Genomic DNA, 15,576 nt, shown 5'->3' with positions numbered 1-15,576 from the left:
GCGGCGAAACGAAAATAATAGCGCGGATCGCTAGCGCCACCAATGGGCGATTTGCCATGCCAGACGGGCCGCCGCGCGAGCGCCCTGTCCGTCGACGTCAAATTGCGGATTAAACTCGACCAAATCCACCGCCTGTAGCTTACCGCCGCGGCACAACGGCTCGACGATCCGCAACAGGGTCGCCAGCGGCACGCCCAGCGCCGCCGGCGCGGAAACCGCCGGCATTTCGCGCGCCGGCAGCACGTCGAGATCGATAGTCAGATACAGACGGTCGAATTGCGCGATATTGCGCTCAAGCTCCGGCAACACGCGAGTTTCGAAGGCCTCCAGAACCTCCAGATCCTCAACGATATTCACCTGACGGCGCGCCGCTTCATCCCATAACGCCTGGGTGTTCGCCGCCCGACTGACGCCAATGCAGGTATAATGAAAACCTCGCTGCTGCGCTTCACACTCCAGCGCCAACTGGCGGAACGGCGTCCCGGAGCTGGCGCATTCGGCAAAGCGTAAATCAAGATGCGCATCGAGATTAATAATACCCACCTTTTCGCCCGGGAAGGCATCCAGTACCCCAGCGCCGTGGCCGAAGGCCGTCTCGTGGCCGCCGCCCAGCACCAGCGTGCGTTTGCCGGCGCGTTGACAGGCGACCACCGCCTCGCGCAGCGCCTGATGTGCGGCTTCTAACTGTTCGCCATCAACGCTAATCGTGCCCATATCTACGCAGCGGTCATGGCCCTGATGGCTGGCCATATTGGCCAACGCCCGGCGTAGCGTTTCCGGGCCATGTCCGGCGCCGGTACGACCTTTATTACGCCGTACGCCTTCGTCGCAGGCGAAGCCGAGCAGCGCGATATCGCCGGGCATCTCCTGCGGCGCAAAGCGTTCCGCGCGGGCGATGGTCTGGAACAGGCGCAGCGCATTGGGCGCCTCCGCGCTATCATCGCGCCCCTGCCAAAGGTTGGCGGGCGTAGCTTGCCACAGCATCATTGCAGTTCTCCTCGTACCACGCGCCCCCAGAGCGGCGCGCGCCCCGGCTCATACACCATCTCGACCGGATGCTCAGCATCCCAGATGGCGAAGTTTGCGACAAATCCCGCCGCCAGCTGACCGTGACTCTCCTGTCGCCCCAGCGCCCGCGCGGCATGGCGAGTCACCCCGGCCCAGGCCTCTTCCGGCGTTAAACCAAACTTGACGCAGGCCATATTCATCGCCAGGTGCAGGCTGGCGAAGGGGCTGGTGCCCGGGTTGAAATCGGTCGCCACCGCCATCGGCACCTGGTACTTGCGCAGCAGTTCCACCGGCGGTTTGCGGGTTTCGTTAAGGAAGTAGAACGCGCCGGGGAGCAAGGCCGCCACGGTGCCGCTTTCGCGCATCGCCGCCACACCCTCTTCCGTCAGATACTCGATATGGTCGGCGGAAAGCCCATGATAGCGACTCACCAGCTGAGCGCCGCCCAGCGACGAGAGCTGCTCAACGTGGCCTTTTACCGGAATGCCCAGCGCCTGCGCGGCCTGAAATACGCGCTCGGTTTGCTGTGGACTGAAGCCGACGTTTTCACAGAAGACGTCAACGCTTTCAAACAGCCCCTCTTGCCACAGCATCGGCAGTATGGTCTCGCAGACCAGCGAGATATAGCCATCGGCGTCGCCATGATATTCCGGCGGCGTGGCGTGGGCGGAGAGCAGCGTCGCCGACAGTTCCACTCCGTTGTCGTCGGCCAGTTTTCGGGCGACCCGCAGCATTTTGCGTTCGTTTTGCAGATCGAGACCGTAGCCTGATTTAATCTCCAGCGTTGTCACCCCTTCACGCAGCAGGCGAGCGAGACGCGGCTGCGCCAGCGCCAGTAGTTCAGCTTCGCTGCTTTCGCGCGTGGCGCGCACGGTGGAGTTAATGCCGCCGCCGTTGGCGCTGATGGTTTGATACGACACGCCGTTCAGCCGCTGCTCCCACTCCTGCGCCCGGCTGCCGCCAAAAATCAGGTGCGTGTGGCAGTCAATAAGACCCGGCGTCAGCAGCCGGCCTTCGAGGTCGATATGACGCCCTGCCGGGGCATCAGCATCGTCAACGATCGCCTCGATGCGGCCATTACGCACCAGCAGCGCATGGCGCTCCAGCAGGCCATACGGTTGGGAATAATCAGGGTTCAGGGTGGCGAGACGCGCGTTTCGCCAGATAACGAGTTCAGAGGTGGCTTCAGTCATAGCATTCAACTTGTCATGGGTTGTATAGACATTTATTTTCATAACGCCGGTAATGTCAATAAAAGCGCGGGTAAATGTTATTTTTTTGTGACTAAAGACGTTCCGTCAGCGCTTCGCGTTGCGTAAAGAAGTGAAGTTTTTGAACTGGCATCTTCCCGTTTCGTTCAAGTTAGTATAAAACAGCAGGTTTTAAAGGACTTATACCCTGTCGCGCACAAAGGGTATGTAACTTTGCATATTATCGCCCGGAGCAACATGAACACATATTCCGTTTCCCGTCTGGCGCTGGCGCTGGCCTTCGGCGTGACGCTGTCCGCCTGTAGCTCGACGCCTGCCGATCAAAAGCCCTCAACGCAGACTGCACCGGGCAATACCGCACGGCCGATTCTTAGCGCCGATGAAGCGAAAAACTTTACTCAAGCGGCCTATTTCCAGTCGCTGACGCCGAATGCCGCCGCGTGGACGCCATCCGCTATCAGCCTGCCGGCGCAGCCTGATTTCATCGTCGGCCCAGCGGGCGCCCAGGGCGTGACCCACACGACTATTCAGGCCGCGGTCGATGCGGCGATTGCCCGTCACTCTGCCCGTCGCCTGTTCATCGCCGTTATGCCGGGCGAATATGCGGGTACCGTCTACGTACCTGCCGCGCCGGGCGCGCTGACGATTTATGGTACCGGTGAAAATCCTGCCGACGTCAAAATCAGCGAAGCAATTGATTCCGAAATGGACCGTAATAGCTGGCGTCATCTGGTTAATCCGGGCGGCAAATATATGCCAGGCAAACCCGCGTGGTATATGTTCGACAGTTGCCAGAGCAAATCCGCCGCCACCGTGGGCGTGATGTGTTCCGCGGTCTTCTGGTCGCAGAACAATGGCCTGCAGCTGCAGAACCTGACTATCGCCAACAATCTCGGCGATAGCGTCGATGCCGGTACCCACCAGGCGGTGGCGTTGCGCAGCGATGGCGACCAGGTGCAGATCAACAAGGTCAACATTCTTGGCCGCCAGAACACCTTCTTTGTGACCAATAGCGGCGTGCAGAACCGTCTGCAGGACAACCGTCAAACCCGCACGCTGGTGACCAATAGCTATATTGAAGGCGATGTGGATATCGTTTCCGGTCGCGGCGCGGTGGTATTTGATAATACCGATTTCCGCGTCGTGAACTCGCGTACGCAGAAAGAAGCCTACGTTTTCGCGCCGGCAACGCTGAAAAGCGTGACCTACGGCTTCCTGGCGACCAACAGCCGCTTCACCGCGTCCGGCGATAACGTCGCGCAGCTGGGCCGCGCGCTGGACGTCGACGGCAACAGCAACGGCCAGGTGGTAATCCGCGATAGCGTCATCAATGAAGGCTTTAACATTGCTCAACCGTGGGCGGCGGCGGTAGGTTCTAACCGCGCCTTCAGCGGTAACGTTGGCGCGCAGGATGACAAAGGCCACCCGCAGCGTAACCTTAACGACAACGGCTTCAACCGCATGTGGGAATATAACAACCGCGGCGTGGGCAGCTTTGTGGTTGCCGCTCCGAAACAGTAATATTATCGGCCCGCGCTCCCCCCGAGCGCGGGCTTTTCTTATCGACGCATTCTCTCGCCACAACGCCAATTAATAATTTTCGCCAACGGCGAATAAATCCCCCCGCTTGCGCGTTTACTCCTTAGAACCGGCAACGCGATGCCTTATCGCGTCTCTCGCCCACCTGGAGGTCACCATGAACGCACAAATTTCTCCCATCAGGCGCTTAGTCGTTCCGGCGCTGCTATTTTTGTTATATACCCCGGCGGCGTTGGCCATGGGCGATAACAGCCCGAGCAAACAAACCCCGGATTGCCCGAGCGGACAGGCCTACGACAGCGTGAGCCAAAAATGCGTCCCGCAGAAAACCAGCAGCCTTAGCGATGAAGATAAAACCAATTATGCCTGGCATCTGGCGAAAAAAGGGGAATATCAGGCCGCGCTTAACCTGCTGGATACGCTGCACAACGCCAATACGCCTGAGGCGTGGAACTATCGCGGCTACGCCACGCGTAAGCTCGGCAGAACCGATGAAGGAATTGGCTATTATCAGCGGGCGCTGGCGCTGAAACCAGACTACGCGAAAGCCCGCGAATACCTTGGCGAGGCATGGATGGTTAAAGGACGTCCCGATCTGGCCAAACAGCAGCTGGCGGCGATTGCCGGCATTTGCGGCCAAAGCTGCGAAGAGTACCGCGATCTTCAGTCGGCAATAAACGGACATCCTGAATCCTGATAGTCGTGATTCGCCAGAATCAATAAGGATAAGAACATCGCTAACCGTATCGTTGATAGCCAACTTGCCGCCCATCTTCCTCGCCTGTGGCGCTACGGCCTCGTACTCTCGCACAACCGCGACGTCGCCGAGGAGCTGGTGCAGGCCACTTGCCTTCGCGCGCTCGAAAAGAGCGCGCAGTTTACCCCCGGCACCCGCATCGACAGGTGGCTATTCTCCATTTTGCACTCCATCTGGATTTCAGAGCTGCGCGCCCGCCAGGTCCGCCTCGGCCAGGGGTTTGTCGAGTGTGAGGAGCTGGCTGCCCCTGAGCCGGGCGAGCAGGACGAGACGCAGTGGCGCTATCGGCAACTGATGCTGCGGGTTAATCAACTGCCCGAGGCGCAGCGTAATGCCGTCTTTTTGGTGTATGTCGAGGGGTTTAGTTATCAGGAAGCCGCCGAGACGCTATCGGTACCTATTGGCACCATTATGAGTCGGCTAGCCGCCGCGCGAGAAACGCTGGCCAAAACGCCGGCGGTTTCACCCCCGGCGCAGGAGAAACGCTCATGAACCCTATTCGCTTTTCCCCACCCTGGCAGGACGAGGCCATTGTCGCCTGGCTTGATGGCGAAATGTGCGCGCAGGACGCCCGCCGTTTTAGCGAAACCTTTGCCCGCGACCCGCAGCTCGCCAGCCGCACCGCCACGTTGATGAATAATCATCAGCCTTATCAACATGCTTTCGCCGCCCTGCTTGATGAAGCGCCCGTGGCGCGGATGCAGGCGAAACTGGCGCCCTACCTCACCGGGTCGGAAAGTAAAGCGCAAAATCAGGCGCGCTTCAGCCGTCGCGCGCTGATCGGCGCCTCACTGGGCCTGTTGGTTATCGGTAGCGCAACAAGTTACTTCTGGCGGCCTGCGCCGCAGGAAGACGATGACGAGAATATTCGCCGTCTTGAAGCCCAGTACATGTCGCTATATAGCGCGGAAACCGTGGCCGATGTGGATAATTCACCCGAGATGCTCGACCGTGGCCTGCGTCGTTCGGCGCAGGATACAGGACTGTTTCTAGAACGACGCCAGCTCGCCTTGCCTGAGGCGGAGCTGAAAATGGTCCGTATGCTGCGTTACGAAAGTACCTCGATCACGCAAATCCTCTGGCTGCATACCGGTTACGGCCCGGTCGCGCTTTGTATTTCACCCGCCGCCCGGCAAACCGCCTCGCCGCCGCAAAATGAGCAGCGACAGGGCATGAACCTGCGCTGGTGGCGCCACGGCGGCTACCAGTTTGCGCTGATCGGCCGTATGCCGGCGCCCGCGCTCAACGATGCGGCGCACACCCTGCGGCAGGCGATAGTTTAAGCCTTCGCCTGCGGCACCCAGACCAGTTTGTTAACCGCAAAACCGAGCTCAGCGGCCAGGGCAAGGTATTGTTGTCGGATGTGGGTCGGAATATCCGGGGTGCGCGAAAGTAGCCATAAATAGTCGCGATTTGGCCCGCTCACCAGCGCGTATTGATAATCGTCGTCGAGCGCGATCACGTTATATCCGCCATAGAAGGGACCGAAGAACGAGACTTTCAGCGCTGCCGTGGTGGAAGCGCCGGTGAAATAGGCTTTGCCTTCGCTTTCGCGCCAGCGGTTGTTGCGCGGGTCAAATCCACGATTAAGTACGCGAATGCCGCCGTCATCACGCATGCTGTAAGTTGCCGTCACCTGCTGCAGACCTCGTTCAAAACGGTTTTCCAGGCGCGCGACTTCATACCAGCGCCCCAGATAACGGCTGGCATCAAAGTGGTTTATCGGTTTGACACCTCGAGGCGGCGTGGGGGTCTTACAGGCGACTAGCGCCAGCGATACCGCTACCCCGGTCAGAATTGGCCATAGTTTCATCGCATTCCCTTTTTCTTCACCTTCTTGGCCGACAAGTATAACCCCGAGCAGTGAGCGCCGGTCATTTTTCAGAGATATTCACCGCTCTAATTGTACAATGACGCAAGAAAATAAATCCAATAATATCAATAAAATACACTTAACTCAGCAAATAAAAATTTAATGTGTACAAATTTTTTCGCAGAAATTTGTACAAGTTTGTTCTGAGCGTCTATAGTTGACGGGTAGCTCGATTTTGCGCGGGCGTTCGGGTCAGCACTCTGCGCCGATACCGCGGTTATTTTGAGGTGGTTCCTGCTTTACCGTTGCCTGTCCGCAATGTTTTGGCGTAAACGATGAGCAAATCGTTTACGCCAGCGGCTTTTATTTTTCGCGTGGGAGATTCAGGGTTATGCACATCAAAAATACAATTCCCGTGCAGTTTATTGCTAACTGCGCATTGCTAAAAAACATTGAAAATAGCTTATTGCAAGAAAATAAAACAGTTGATGACCTTCAATTAATTACCGAGATTAACCAGCGACTGCAAACAGAAAGTAATGAAATACTTTCTGATCTCTATTTGCAGGCGTTGGATATTCTACGCCGCGGTATTCACCATTAATTCGTCCACCCGCTTCGTGGAGACCAAAATGTTCAGTAAACACACGCACATTTGTTCCGAACGCTACGACCTGTGGATTGACAACCACTATCTTCTGAGCGGCATTAGCCTCATTCTGCGTACGCTGCCAGAAAGGTGTTTCAGTAAAAAGTATGTCTTTTTTACCAGCGACAGTTATTTTTCGGTATTACAACATAAATATAATCGCCGGGAGACGGTTTTTGTTTTATTAACCGAAGGCAACGATCTTAATTTTCTCAGCGAATTGCCAATGTTACGCATTCCCGCTAGATCGACGCCAGCAGAATTAAAAACATTTCTCAATCAACCCACCCGGTATTATAAAACGCATACCTCCCCTGGTGAACGGGTGCAGTTTACCGAGCGAGAAAAGAAAGTCATTCAGCTCATCAGTAATGGCGAAGCCATTGCCAGTATTGGCCGCTCGCTCAACTTGCATATTAAGACAATTTATCAAATCCGTTTGAATCTGATAAAAAAACTGGGCTGCAGCGGCAGGACAGATTTCTTTAATATCAGCCGTAGCGAAACATTTAAGTCCTGGAGTCAAATCCATCTGTAAGCACGCGCGACGTAAGCAAACAGAAACCTGCCTCACTTACAAGGCAGGTTTTTTTATTCGTTACCGTGGAAGTGAATACTGAAGCCCTGCTCCTGCCAGTGGCCCAGCAGCTCCAGCTGCAGCGGCGAGGCGGCGCGCCCGGTCCAGACGAAAATATGTTGCCCAGGAAACAGTTCCGGGCGGGGAGATTCTAACGGTTCCGCCAGCACGTTGACGTGCCAACCACGCTGCGAAAGGCGCCAGGCTTCCAGCCATAGGCCGGTGCGGTCTTCATTCCCCCACCCCACCAGCAGCGTCTCCTTGCCATTTTTCTTCCGCGACTCGGCTAAAAACAGCGCCACGCAATCAATCAAAATGCCATCCAGCATGCTGCTAATAACCAGCGAGGTGTTTTGATCGAGCTTCAACCGCTGGCGCACCGGCGCAAACAGGCTATCAAGCAGGGTGTCGACAGGATACTGATGGCTTAATGCGGTGATTTTGGCGCGGATTTTTGCCGGCTGCATATAGCGCAGGATACTCATCATCTCTTCCTGCAGTTGGGCAGATTCATCGCGTGCGGCAGGTAGCTGGCCTTCCAGCAGCGCTTTCACCTTGCCCACTGAAACGCCACGTTCTATCCAGCGCTTAATCTCTTCGATTCGCTGAATATCTTCTTCATCAAACTGACGGTGCCCGCCTTCGCTACGCTGCGGTTTCAGCAAACCGTAACGCCGCTGCCAGGCTCGAAGGGTGACCGGATTGATTCCGCAACGCTCGGCTACTTCACCGATACTGTAAAAAGCCATAAGCCGCCTTATCTCAACCTGATACTTTAGCGCCTAAACTAACGAATTTAGGCATACTGTACAACTCTCTTTTCTTGTACAGATAAAGATATCAGGTTGCAGCTCACAGCGTGCGGGAAAAAGGATGAAAGTGCGTTTACGCTATCTCAGGATGGATCATATTTTCCCCGGCCAGAGGATTGCCGGCAGACCAGCCAGTCGCGGGCTGGCAAACAGATTTCCCTGGAAATGAGAAATACCCGCCGCCTCAAGCCACATCCACTCCTCCGCCTGCTCAACGCCAACCACCGATACGGCAATTTCCAGTGAATGGCAGCATTTGATGATCGCCTGCACGATAGCCTGGCGCGGCCCGTCACGATGGATGTTGCGGATCAGCTGCTGGTCGATTTTAATTCGATCCGGTTGATATTGCGCCAACAGCGATAGCCCGGCAAAACCGGCGCCAAAGTGATCGATAGCGACGCGAATTCCCGCCCCCTTAAGTTTGCGTACGGCATCGGTAAACTCATCCATCCGCGAAATCACTTCACGCTCGGTGAATTCAACAATTATCTGTTCCGGAATCAGGTCATTGCGCTGAATTTCCGTTAACAGGAATGGCACCGCATCCGCCACTTTCACCAGCGTCATCGGCAGCAGATTGATGGTCAGGGTACGTTCACGCAGACCTAATTTGCCAGCAATGGCCAGCGCAACCCGTTTACTTTGCAAATCCGCGACATAAATCTCATCGCCTGACAAACCGGCAAAATAGGCCGCAGGCGGTTCTCCGTCAACGGTACGCAGCAGCGCTTCCCAGGAGACTATTTCACAGGCAAAAGGGTCAACCACCGGCTGAAAAGCAAAACAGCATGTTTCAGCACGGTCGATACAGGGCACGGCCGGGTAAAACGAGCTCTCATCGGCAATAAAATCCCAGCTATCAGCTGAAGGAATTTCATAGTAGTTCTCTTTTTCCGTCGCTTCGACAAAGGTACGGAAAAAATGCAGCGCCCGGTCGTCATAAGTCAGCTGATATTTTGTCGTCCCCTTATCCAGCACGGCCTGTAGTACCGCATCGCGATCGTGTTCCCTTAAATCAAACAGCTCCATGCCAACCTTACCAAAGCGGCGAGACGGCGCGTAATCGCACAGAAGCTCCACCAGATTGTAATGACGCGGGTCCGCGCAAATATGCCGATAAATTTGCTGTACGTTTTCTTCCGGCCCCTCAATGAGTTGGAAAAAATGAGTGCCGTTAAAAAGTAAAATACCGGTGACATCCGCCTGACCATTTCTCTCGTTAGCCGCAGCAACCATCGACTCGAGCGATTTGAATGAGACATCGTCGCAGATATGGCTGCGATAAATGATGGTGGTGAGCATAGCGGTTCCAGATGAGAGGTATAAGCATTCACAGTAGCAGTTACTGCTCGATACGTCTTGCGAAACAAGTATTTATATTAACAAAAATTGAACACACGACGCCGCCTGGCCGCATAATCTTGTACAGATTGTCACGCTTAGAACCCTCATGGCAATTTTACACAAAATAAAAAAACAATAAATTTATCAATAAATTTCAATAGACTATAATCTAAACGCGATTTATTGCGCAACACGCTATGTACAAGTTACAAATTATTGTATAAGTTTACTCACAGTTAACAGATGAGTGAAATTAAAGGAGCGCATATGCAGCAGAATGGTTACATTCCAGATACAGCGAACGCGATAGCCCAGTATTTCAACAAAGCATCTTTACCTTCTCAGCAGGAGACGCTGGGCGAAATCGTGATGGACATTCTCACCGAAGGGCGGCATTTAAACCGCAAAGCGCTTTGCACCAAGTTACTGAGCCGTCTTGACGTCGCACGAGCCCCCGAAGAAGAAGATCATTATCAAACGTTGATTGGCCTGCTGTTTGAGCGTCAGGAGTAAACGCTGACTGTCGGCCTGCACCTAACCTGGCTTACAGGAACACGAGGCATGCAGAGGGACGATGATGAAAAGCAGTCAATCAGATCGGGTTAGCGATGAGATTATCGGCGAGGCGGTTTTATCTCTTCTTAAAACAAACCGGCCAATTAATATTCCGACGCTGCTAGTCAAACTTCGGTTAATGCAGGCAGCGGAAACGAACCACCAGCGAAGGAATGCAATTATTGCCGTTATTGATGAAATTAGCGTCAGACTCACGACGCGCGGCAATCACGCTCCAGTCATTAAAAAGATTAACGGCCAGTGGGAAAACAGAGCCGTTGTTGTGGATAGTAACGTCGAACCGACGGGCAAAAAAATACACTGATCCCCGATCAAGTTTAATAAACAAGTGAGAATATGATGAGACAGACTATGCATCAGCAATCAGATATTTACGCAGGACTGCAGGATACAGCGCTCTCAGAATATTTCCGCAGCGCCGGAGATAAATTAGTCGATGAATCTGCGGTCATGTCGCTGGCAATCGACAGTATCCTCAGCTCAGATGGGCATCTGAGCAATAAGGCGCTTATTTTATGGTTGATCAATGCCCTGGAAACCACCGATAACGTGGTCACCGCGGATGTGATTCGTAAGACGCTGGAAATTGTCGTCGGCTATACGATGGATGATATTTAGGCCTGTCAGTCCGAATAAAAAAACCTCGCCGGCGCGAGGTTTTTTTCTATCAATAGCAAATTAATGCGCGTTAACCACTACCCACATCGGGCCCTGACCAACGGCATAACGTCCTTTCTCTTTTAATAGCCCCTGCTCGCCGGCAATTTCATATACCGCGATATGATGCGATTTCTGCCCGGCGGCAATCAGATACTTACCGCTGTGATCGACATTAAAGCCGCGCGGCTGCGCTTCGGTCGGCTGGTAGCCTTCAATAGACAGTACGCTACCGTCTTCAGAAACGCTGAAGATGGTGATAATGCTGGCGGTACGATCGCAGGCATACAGATGGCGGCCATCCGGCGTAATATGAATATCCGCAGCCCAGCGCACGCCGGTGAAATCTGGCGGCATCATATCCAGCGTCTGCACGCACTCAATTTTCCCGTGCGGATCTTTAAGCTCCCACACGTCAACGGAGCTATTCAGTTCGTTCACGCAGTAGCCGTACTGCTGGTTCGGATGGAACACCATGTGCCGCGGACCAGCGCCTTCCACAGTAGTAACTTCCGCCGGCTCCTGCGCGGCCAGATAGCCGTCATCGCTCAGATTAAACAGGCAAATACGATCCTGCTTCAGCGCCGGGACCCATAGCGTGCGGTTGTCCGGCGAAATATTGGCCGAGTGACAGCCTTCCAGCCCCTCGACGACGGTGACCGTTTCGCCCGGTAGGCCGTCAATCAATGGCGTCACGCTCACGCAGCCCTGATTGTAGGAAGCGCTGAAAACAAAACGGCCCTGATGGTCGGTGGAGATATGCGTCGGGCTCCCCGGCAGCGCGGCTTCACCGGCGAAAGTCAGCGCGCCATTATCTGGCGCAATGCGGTAAGCCAGGACGCGAAACTCCGGACGAACGCCGACATAGAGATACTCTTTGTTCGGGCTTACCACCATCGGCTGCACCTGGCCCGGGGCATCAACAACCTGAACCAATGTCAGATTTCCCTCAGCATTGAGGCTCCAGACGTGAATCTGATGGCTCTCCGGGCTGGCGGTATATACGGTTTGTTTCATGACTACTCCTTTCCTCACTGCTCGTGAAACTGCTCGTGGACATCGTTATACATTTCATCCGGCGCGCGGCGCAACGATGAATGGTATAGACGTTTTTAACGGTAGATGCTGAAAAATTTGCCCCTGAGACGAAGCCGTGTACCATCATGGCAGACCCTTTTTCACCATTTACCGGAACCAACACATGACCTCACGCGTGATCGCCCTCGATTTAGACGGCACCCTACTGACCTCAAAAAAAACGATTCTTCCGGCGTCGCTCGATGCGCTGGCTCGCGCCCGGGAGGCTGGATATCAGGTGATCGTCGTAACCGGCCGACATCACGTCGCTATCCATCCTTTTTATCAGGCACTGGCTCTCGATACACCTGCAATTTGTTGTAATGGTACCTATTTGTATGATTATCATGCAAAAAAGGTTCTCGAAGCCGATCCGATGCCGGTAGATAAAGCCCTCAGCCTCACCAACATGCTCGCCGAACACGATATTCACGGTCTGATGTACGTTGATGACGCCATGCTTTATGAGCGTCCGACCGGTCACGTGATCCGCACCACTAACTGGGCGCAGTCGCTGCCGGTTGAACAGCGCCCGGTTTTCACCCAGGTGGATTCTCTGGCCCAGGCGGCGCGTGAAGTGCAGGCGGTGTGGAAATTCGCCCTCACCGATGAAAATATCCCGAAACTACAGGACTTCGCGCAGACCGTCGGCCAGAATCTGGGCCTGGAATGCGAATGGTCGTGGCACGATCAGGTGGATATCGCCCGCGCCGGCAATAGCAAAGGCAAACGCCTGGCGCAGTGGGTCGCCGCGCAAGGATTATCCATGCAGGATGTTATCGCCTTTGGCGATAACTACAACGATCTCAGCATGCTGGAAGCCGTCGGGACCGGCGTGGCGATGGGTAACGCGGTTGAGGAAGTAAAAGCGCGGGCAAAAGTGGTGATTGGTGAAAACGAAACCACCAGCATCGCCGACTTCATCAATCGCCATCTGTTGTAATCAGGCCGCGATCGATACGCTTTTAATTTGCGCATAGAGCCATTGACCTGCGGTGATGCCCAGGTCATCCCGCGCCCATGGGCTAATTCGCGCCCATAGCGTTCTGCCGCTGACCGTAAGCTGTACCTCAATCTGGCCGTTGGTTTCCACGCAACCAACAACCTGCGCGCGCAGGATATTACGGATACTGGTCTGTCGCGGGTGCTCCAGCACCAGCGACACATCCGACGCCTGAATACGAACACGCGCCGCTTCGCCCGGCTCTCGCGCCAGCTGATTAACCCATAGTTGCTGATCGCCCAGCGCCAGCGCGGTCATTGCATACTGCGGATGCTGCGCGATCACCGAGACGTTAAGAATCGTGCTCTGCTGCTCCTGCGGCAGCCACGGATGCATCACGCTGCTGCTCCACACCGTTTCGAGATCGCCAAACGCCTTCACTTTTCCCGCTTCCAGCACCAGCACGTTATCGGCCAGGTGCTGAATTTCATCCAGCGAGTGGCTGACATACAGCATCGGGATATGGATCTCGCGCGCCAGCCGCTGTAAATAGGGGAGTAATTCGCGCTTTCGCGGAATATCCAGCGAGGCCAGCGGCTCATCCAGCAGCAGCAATTCCGGCGCGGTCAACAGGGCGCGGCCAATCGCCACCCGCTGTTTTTCGCCGCCGGACAAACTACCGGGCAGCCGTTCGAGCAGGTGCTCAATGCCCAATAACGCCACCAGCTTATCAAATTGCTCGGCCATGCTTTTAGCCATCCCATATTTCAGGTTGCCGCGCACTTTATAGTGCGGAAACAGCCGCGCGTCCTGAAACACATAACCGATACGCCGCTTCTCCGGCGCCAGGCAGATGCGCTGTCGCGCGTCATTGAGCACCCGGCCATTGAGCACAATGCGCCCCTGCTGCGGCTGCGTCAGCCCGCTGATAGCATTAATCAGTGAGGTTTTGCCCGCGCCTGAGACGCCGAAAATAGCGGTGATGCCGCTGGCGGGAAGGGTTTCATGCACTTCCAGGCAGTGATTGCCTAACGTCTGGCTAAAATCGAGCTCCAGCATAGTTATTTCCCCATCCGCTTACGGCTAAGGCGCGCCAGCCATTCGGACACCAGCAGCGATACCAGCGCCAGAACAATAGAGATGATGCATAACCGCGCGGCGGCGCCTTCGCTGCCGGGCGTTTGAATCAGGGTATACATCGCGGAAGGAATGGTGCGCGTTTCGCCGGGAATGTTTGAGACAAAGGTGATCGTCGCGCCAAACTCCCCCAGCGAACGGGCGAAGGCCAACACCGTGCCGACAATAATGCCCGGCAGAGTCAACGGCAGCGTGATGGTGAAAAATACCCGCCAGCGATTAGCCCCGAGGGTGCGCGCCGCCTGTTCAAGCTTCACGTCCACCCCTTCAAGGGCGAGGCGTATCGCCCGCACCATCAGCGGAAATGACATCACCGCCGCCGCCAGCACCGCCCCCCGCCAGCTGAAGGCGAAAGTCAGACCAAACCAATCATATAACCAACTACCGATAAAGCCGCGTCGCCCCATGGAAATCAGTAACAGATAGCCGACCACCACCGGCGGCAGCACCAGCGGTAAATGTATAATGCTATCGAGTAACGCTTTGCCGGGAAAATGGCGGCGCACCAGCAGCCAGGCGAAAAAGATCCCAAAAGGTAAGCTGCAAACCACCGCCAGGGATGAAACTTTCAGGCTCAGCAGTACCGCCTGCCATTCGGGATCGCTTAAAATCATTGCTGTGTGGTGAATCCGTAACGTTTAAAGATAGCCGAGGCTTCCGGGCCTTTGAGGTAGTCGTAAAACGCGGTTACGGTAGCATTTTTATGCCCATCAACGATAGCCAGCGGATACTCGACTTTTTTGTGCGATTCCTCCGGGAAGGTGCCCACCACTTTGACCCCCTTGCTGGCGACGGCATCAGAGCCGTAGACGATGCCCAACGGCGCTTCGTTGCGCTCCACCAGCGCTAGCGCGCCACGCACGTCTTCTGCCGGCGCGAGCTTCGGCGACAACGTCTCCCAGGCACCCAGTTTCTGCAGCGCTTCTTTCGCGTAAATCCCCGCCGGCACGTGATCCGGATCGCCGACCGCCAGACGCCCGCCTTGCAGCAGGCTGGTCCAGTCGGTTTTATCATTAATGGCGATATCGCCGCGATCGCTGGCTTTCGGCGCGACCACCACCAGACTATTGCCCAGCAGCGTAGTGCGGGAAGCCGTATCGATTGATTTTTTGTCTACGGCATAGTCCATCCATTTCTGGTCCGCTGAAATAAACAGATCGGCGGGCGCGCCGGCTTCAATCTGCCGCGCCAGCGTGGAGGAAGAAGCAAAGGAAGAGACCACGTCGACACGATGCTCTTTTTTATACGCTTGCGCGATATCCTGCATAGCGTTGGTTAACGACGCCGCGGCAAAAACGGTAATTTTGCCGTCCTGCGCCAGCGCATGACCAGAAACGCAGAGCGTTAATGCCGCTCCGGTGAGAAAACGCGACCATTGACCTGCCATTGGAAACTCCTGTTTATTCGTTATGTAGTAGATAATATAACGACTATGGTGAGAATTTCACAGCGTCAATTAGGGGGAATCGGGAT

Annotated in this window: 19 protein-coding genes; 10 read left to right on the top strand and 9 right to left on the bottom strand. The window is 55.3% G+C overall.

What is annotated here, in order from left to right; all coding sequences use genetic code 11:
• Positions 1–30: 30 nt before the first annotated feature.
• A complete protein-coding gene (hutG, locus tag PGR79_RS11045; RefSeq protein WP_430921658.1) occupies positions 31–987 on the bottom strand; it encodes a formimidoylglutamase in 957 nt (318 codons plus the stop codon).
• The gene (gene hutI, locus PGR79_RS11040; protein ID WP_271032783.1) at positions 984–2,243 is read right to left on the bottom strand and encodes an imidazolonepropionase; all 1,260 of its coding nucleotides are present in this window, start codon (positions 2,241–2,243) and stop codon (positions 984–986) included. The genes hutG and hutI overlap by 4 nt, the downstream gene beginning before the upstream one ends.
• 213 nt (positions 2,244–2,456) lie before the next feature.
• Here hutI and PGR79_RS11035 point away from each other — a divergent pair, with 213 nt between their 5' ends.
• From PGR79_RS11035 to PGR79_RS11020, 4 genes are all read left to right on the top strand, one after another.
• Positions 2,457–3,740 (top strand): putative acyl-CoA thioester hydrolase, encoded by a 1,284-nt coding sequence (locus PGR79_RS11035; RefSeq protein ID WP_087860050.1) that lies wholly within the window; start codon positions 2,457–2,459, stop codon positions 3,738–3,740.
• Positions 3,741–3,915: 175 nt separating this feature from the next.
• A complete protein-coding gene (locus PGR79_RS11030; protein ID WP_047049178.1) occupies positions 3,916–4,455 on the top strand; it encodes a tetratricopeptide repeat protein in 540 nt (179 codons plus the stop codon).
• An 18-nt stretch (positions 4,456–4,473) separates the two neighbouring features.
• On the top strand, positions 4,474–5,007 hold the full coding sequence (locus PGR79_RS11025; protein WP_259678467.1) for an RNA polymerase sigma factor: 534 nt from the start codon (positions 4,474–4,476) through the stop codon (positions 5,005–5,007).
• Complete coding sequence (locus PGR79_RS11020) at positions 5,004–5,798, top strand: anti-sigma factor family protein (protein WP_087860052.1); 795 nt, start codon at positions 5,004–5,006, stop codon at positions 5,796–5,798. The genes PGR79_RS11025 and PGR79_RS11020 overlap by 4 nt, the downstream gene beginning before the upstream one ends.
• On the opposite strand, the gene blc is transcribed toward PGR79_RS11020, so the two are convergent.
• Entirely contained in the window at positions 5,795–6,328 is a 534-nt protein-coding gene (gene blc / locus PGR79_RS11015; protein ID WP_087860053.1) for an outer membrane lipoprotein Blc, read from the bottom strand. The genes PGR79_RS11020 and blc overlap by 4 nt on opposite strands.
• 391 nt (positions 6,329–6,719) lie before the next feature.
• Between blc and PGR79_RS11010 the strand changes: the two genes are divergently transcribed.
• On the top strand, positions 6,720–6,932 hold the full coding sequence (locus PGR79_RS11010; RefSeq protein ID WP_113373886.1) for a hypothetical protein: 213 nt from the start codon (positions 6,720–6,722) through the stop codon (positions 6,930–6,932).
• A gap of 28 nt (positions 6,933–6,960) precedes the next feature.
• Positions 6,961–7,515, top strand: coding sequence for a helix-turn-helix transcriptional regulator (locus PGR79_RS11005; RefSeq protein ID WP_113373885.1), 555 nt, complete (start codon positions 6,961–6,963; stop codon positions 7,513–7,515).
• A gap of 53 nt (positions 7,516–7,568) precedes the next feature.
• Here the strand turns inward: PGR79_RS11005 and PGR79_RS11000 are convergent, their stop codons facing one another.
• A complete protein-coding gene (locus PGR79_RS11000) occupies positions 7,569–8,303 on the bottom strand; it encodes a MerR family transcriptional regulator (RefSeq protein WP_087860056.1) in 735 nt (244 codons plus the stop codon).
• Between the two features lie 156 nt (positions 8,304–8,459).
• Complete coding sequence (locus PGR79_RS10995; protein WP_113373884.1) at positions 8,460–9,671, bottom strand: diguanylate phosphodiesterase; 1,212 nt, start codon at positions 9,669–9,671, stop codon at positions 8,460–8,462.
• 309 nt (positions 9,672–9,980) lie between these two features.
• Between PGR79_RS10995 and ycgZ the strand changes: the two genes are divergently transcribed.
• The 3 genes from ycgZ (at position 9,981) to PGR79_RS10980 (ending at position 10,907) form a co-directional block, all read left to right on the top strand.
• Positions 9,981–10,226 carry a regulatory protein YcgZ gene (gene ycgZ / locus PGR79_RS10990; RefSeq protein WP_087860058.1) on the top strand — a complete coding sequence of 82 codons (246 nt, stop codon included), beginning with the start codon at positions 9,981–9,983 and terminating at the stop codon, positions 10,224–10,226.
• Positions 10,227–10,290: 64 nt separating this feature from the next.
• On the top strand, positions 10,291–10,593 hold the full coding sequence (locus PGR79_RS10985) for a hypothetical protein (protein ID WP_171830086.1): 303 nt from the start codon (positions 10,291–10,293) through the stop codon (positions 10,591–10,593).
• 47 nt (positions 10,594–10,640) lie between these two features.
• Complete coding sequence (locus tag PGR79_RS10980) at positions 10,641–10,907, top strand: biofilm development regulator YmgB/AriR family protein (protein WP_015367639.1); 267 nt, start codon at positions 10,641–10,643, stop codon at positions 10,905–10,907.
• Between the two features lie 60 nt (positions 10,908–10,967).
• On the opposite strand, the gene pgl is transcribed toward PGR79_RS10980, so the two are convergent.
• Positions 10,968–11,963 (bottom strand): 6-phosphogluconolactonase, encoded by a 996-nt coding sequence (gene pgl, locus PGR79_RS10975; protein ID WP_087860060.1) that lies wholly within the window; start codon positions 11,961–11,963, stop codon positions 10,968–10,970.
• Positions 11,964–12,147: 184 nt separating this feature from the next.
• Here pgl and PGR79_RS10970 point away from each other — a divergent pair, with 184 nt between their 5' ends.
• Entirely contained in the window at positions 12,148–12,966 is an 819-nt protein-coding gene (locus tag PGR79_RS10970; protein ID WP_213317975.1) for a pyridoxal phosphatase, read from the top strand.
• On the opposite strand, the gene modC is transcribed toward PGR79_RS10970, so the two are convergent.
• Genes modC through modA form a run of 3 tightly spaced genes read right to left on the bottom strand, consistent with a single transcriptional unit; the run spans position 12,967 to position 15,490 of the window.
• The gene (modC, locus tag PGR79_RS10965; protein ID WP_113373881.1) at positions 12,967–14,025 is read right to left on the bottom strand and encodes a molybdenum ABC transporter ATP-binding protein ModC; all 1,059 of its coding nucleotides are present in this window, start codon (positions 14,023–14,025) and stop codon (positions 12,967–12,969) included.
• 2 nt (positions 14,026–14,027) lie between these two features.
• On the bottom strand, positions 14,028–14,717 hold the full coding sequence (modB, locus tag PGR79_RS10960; protein WP_015367643.1) for a molybdate ABC transporter permease subunit: 690 nt from the start codon (positions 14,715–14,717) through the stop codon (positions 14,028–14,030).
• Positions 14,714–15,490: a molybdate ABC transporter substrate-binding protein gene (gene modA / locus PGR79_RS10955; protein WP_316424428.1), complete on the bottom strand. Its 777-nt coding sequence runs from the start codon at positions 15,488–15,490 to the stop codon at positions 14,714–14,716. Before modA ends, modB begins: the two co-directional genes overlap by 4 nt.
• Between the last annotated feature and the right edge of the window lie 86 nt (positions 15,491–15,576).

Origin of the sequence: Klebsiella sp. 141161 (assembly GCF_050600815.1) — a bacterium.
In the GTDB taxonomy this organism is placed as follows: Bacteria; Pseudomonadota; Gammaproteobacteria; order Enterobacterales; family Enterobacteriaceae; genus Klebsiella; species Klebsiella aerogenes.
This window is presented reverse-complemented; position numbering and strand designations above follow the sequence as displayed.

Excerpts from the sequence above, each read along its gene's own strand:
- blc (WP_087860053.1), bottom strand. The coding sequence starts at position 6,328 with ATGAAACTATGGCCAATTCTGACCGGGGTAGCGGTATCGCTGGCGCTA.
- PGR79_RS11035 (WP_087860050.1), top strand. The coding sequence starts at position 2,457 with ATGAACACATATTCCGTTTCCCGTCTGGCGCTGGCGCTGGCCTTCGGC.
- PGR79_RS11030 (WP_047049178.1), top strand. The coding sequence starts at position 3,916 with ATGAACGCACAAATTTCTCCCATCAGGCGCTTAGTCGTTCCGGCGCTG.
- pgl (WP_087860060.1), bottom strand. The coding sequence starts at position 11,963 with ATGAAACAAACCGTATATACCGCCAGCCCGGAGAGCCATCAGATTCAC.
- hutG (WP_430921658.1), bottom strand. The coding sequence starts at position 987 with ATGATGCTGTGGCAAGCTACGCCCGCCAACCTTTGGCAGGGGCGCGAT.
- PGR79_RS11005 (WP_113373885.1), top strand. The coding sequence starts at position 6,961 with ATGTTCAGTAAACACACGCACATTTGTTCCGAACGCTACGACCTGTGG.
- PGR79_RS11020 (WP_087860052.1), top strand. The coding sequence starts at position 5,004 with ATGAACCCTATTCGCTTTTCCCCACCCTGGCAGGACGAGGCCATTGTC.
- PGR79_RS10980 (WP_015367639.1), top strand. The coding sequence starts at position 10,641 with ATGCATCAGCAATCAGATATTTACGCAGGACTGCAGGATACAGCGCTC.
- PGR79_RS11000 (WP_087860056.1), bottom strand. The coding sequence starts at position 8,303 with ATGGCTTTTTACAGTATCGGTGAAGTAGCCGAGCGTTGCGGAATCAAT.
- hutI (WP_271032783.1), bottom strand. The coding sequence starts at position 2,243 with ATGAAAATAAATGTCTATACAACCCATGACAAGTTGAATGCTATGACT.
- ycgZ (WP_087860058.1), top strand. The coding sequence starts at position 9,981 with ATGCAGCAGAATGGTTACATTCCAGATACAGCGAACGCGATAGCCCAG.
- PGR79_RS10995 (WP_113373884.1), bottom strand. The coding sequence starts at position 9,671 with ATGCTCACCACCATCATTTATCGCAGCCATATCTGCGACGATGTCTCA.
- PGR79_RS10985 (WP_171830086.1), top strand. The coding sequence starts at position 10,291 with ATGAAAAGCAGTCAATCAGATCGGGTTAGCGATGAGATTATCGGCGAG.
- PGR79_RS10970 (WP_213317975.1), top strand. The coding sequence starts at position 12,148 with ATGACCTCACGCGTGATCGCCCTCGATTTAGACGGCACCCTACTGACC.
- modB (WP_015367643.1), bottom strand. The coding sequence starts at position 14,717 with ATGATTTTAAGCGATCCCGAATGGCAGGCGGTACTGCTGAGCCTGAAA.
- modA (WP_316424428.1), bottom strand. The coding sequence starts at position 15,490 with ATGGCAGGTCAATGGTCGCGTTTTCTCACCGGAGCGGCATTAACGCTC.
- modC (WP_113373881.1), bottom strand. The coding sequence starts at position 14,025 with ATGCTGGAGCTCGATTTTAGCCAGACGTTAGGCAATCACTGCCTGGAA.
- PGR79_RS11010 (WP_113373886.1), top strand. The coding sequence starts at position 6,720 with ATGCACATCAAAAATACAATTCCCGTGCAGTTTATTGCTAACTGCGCA.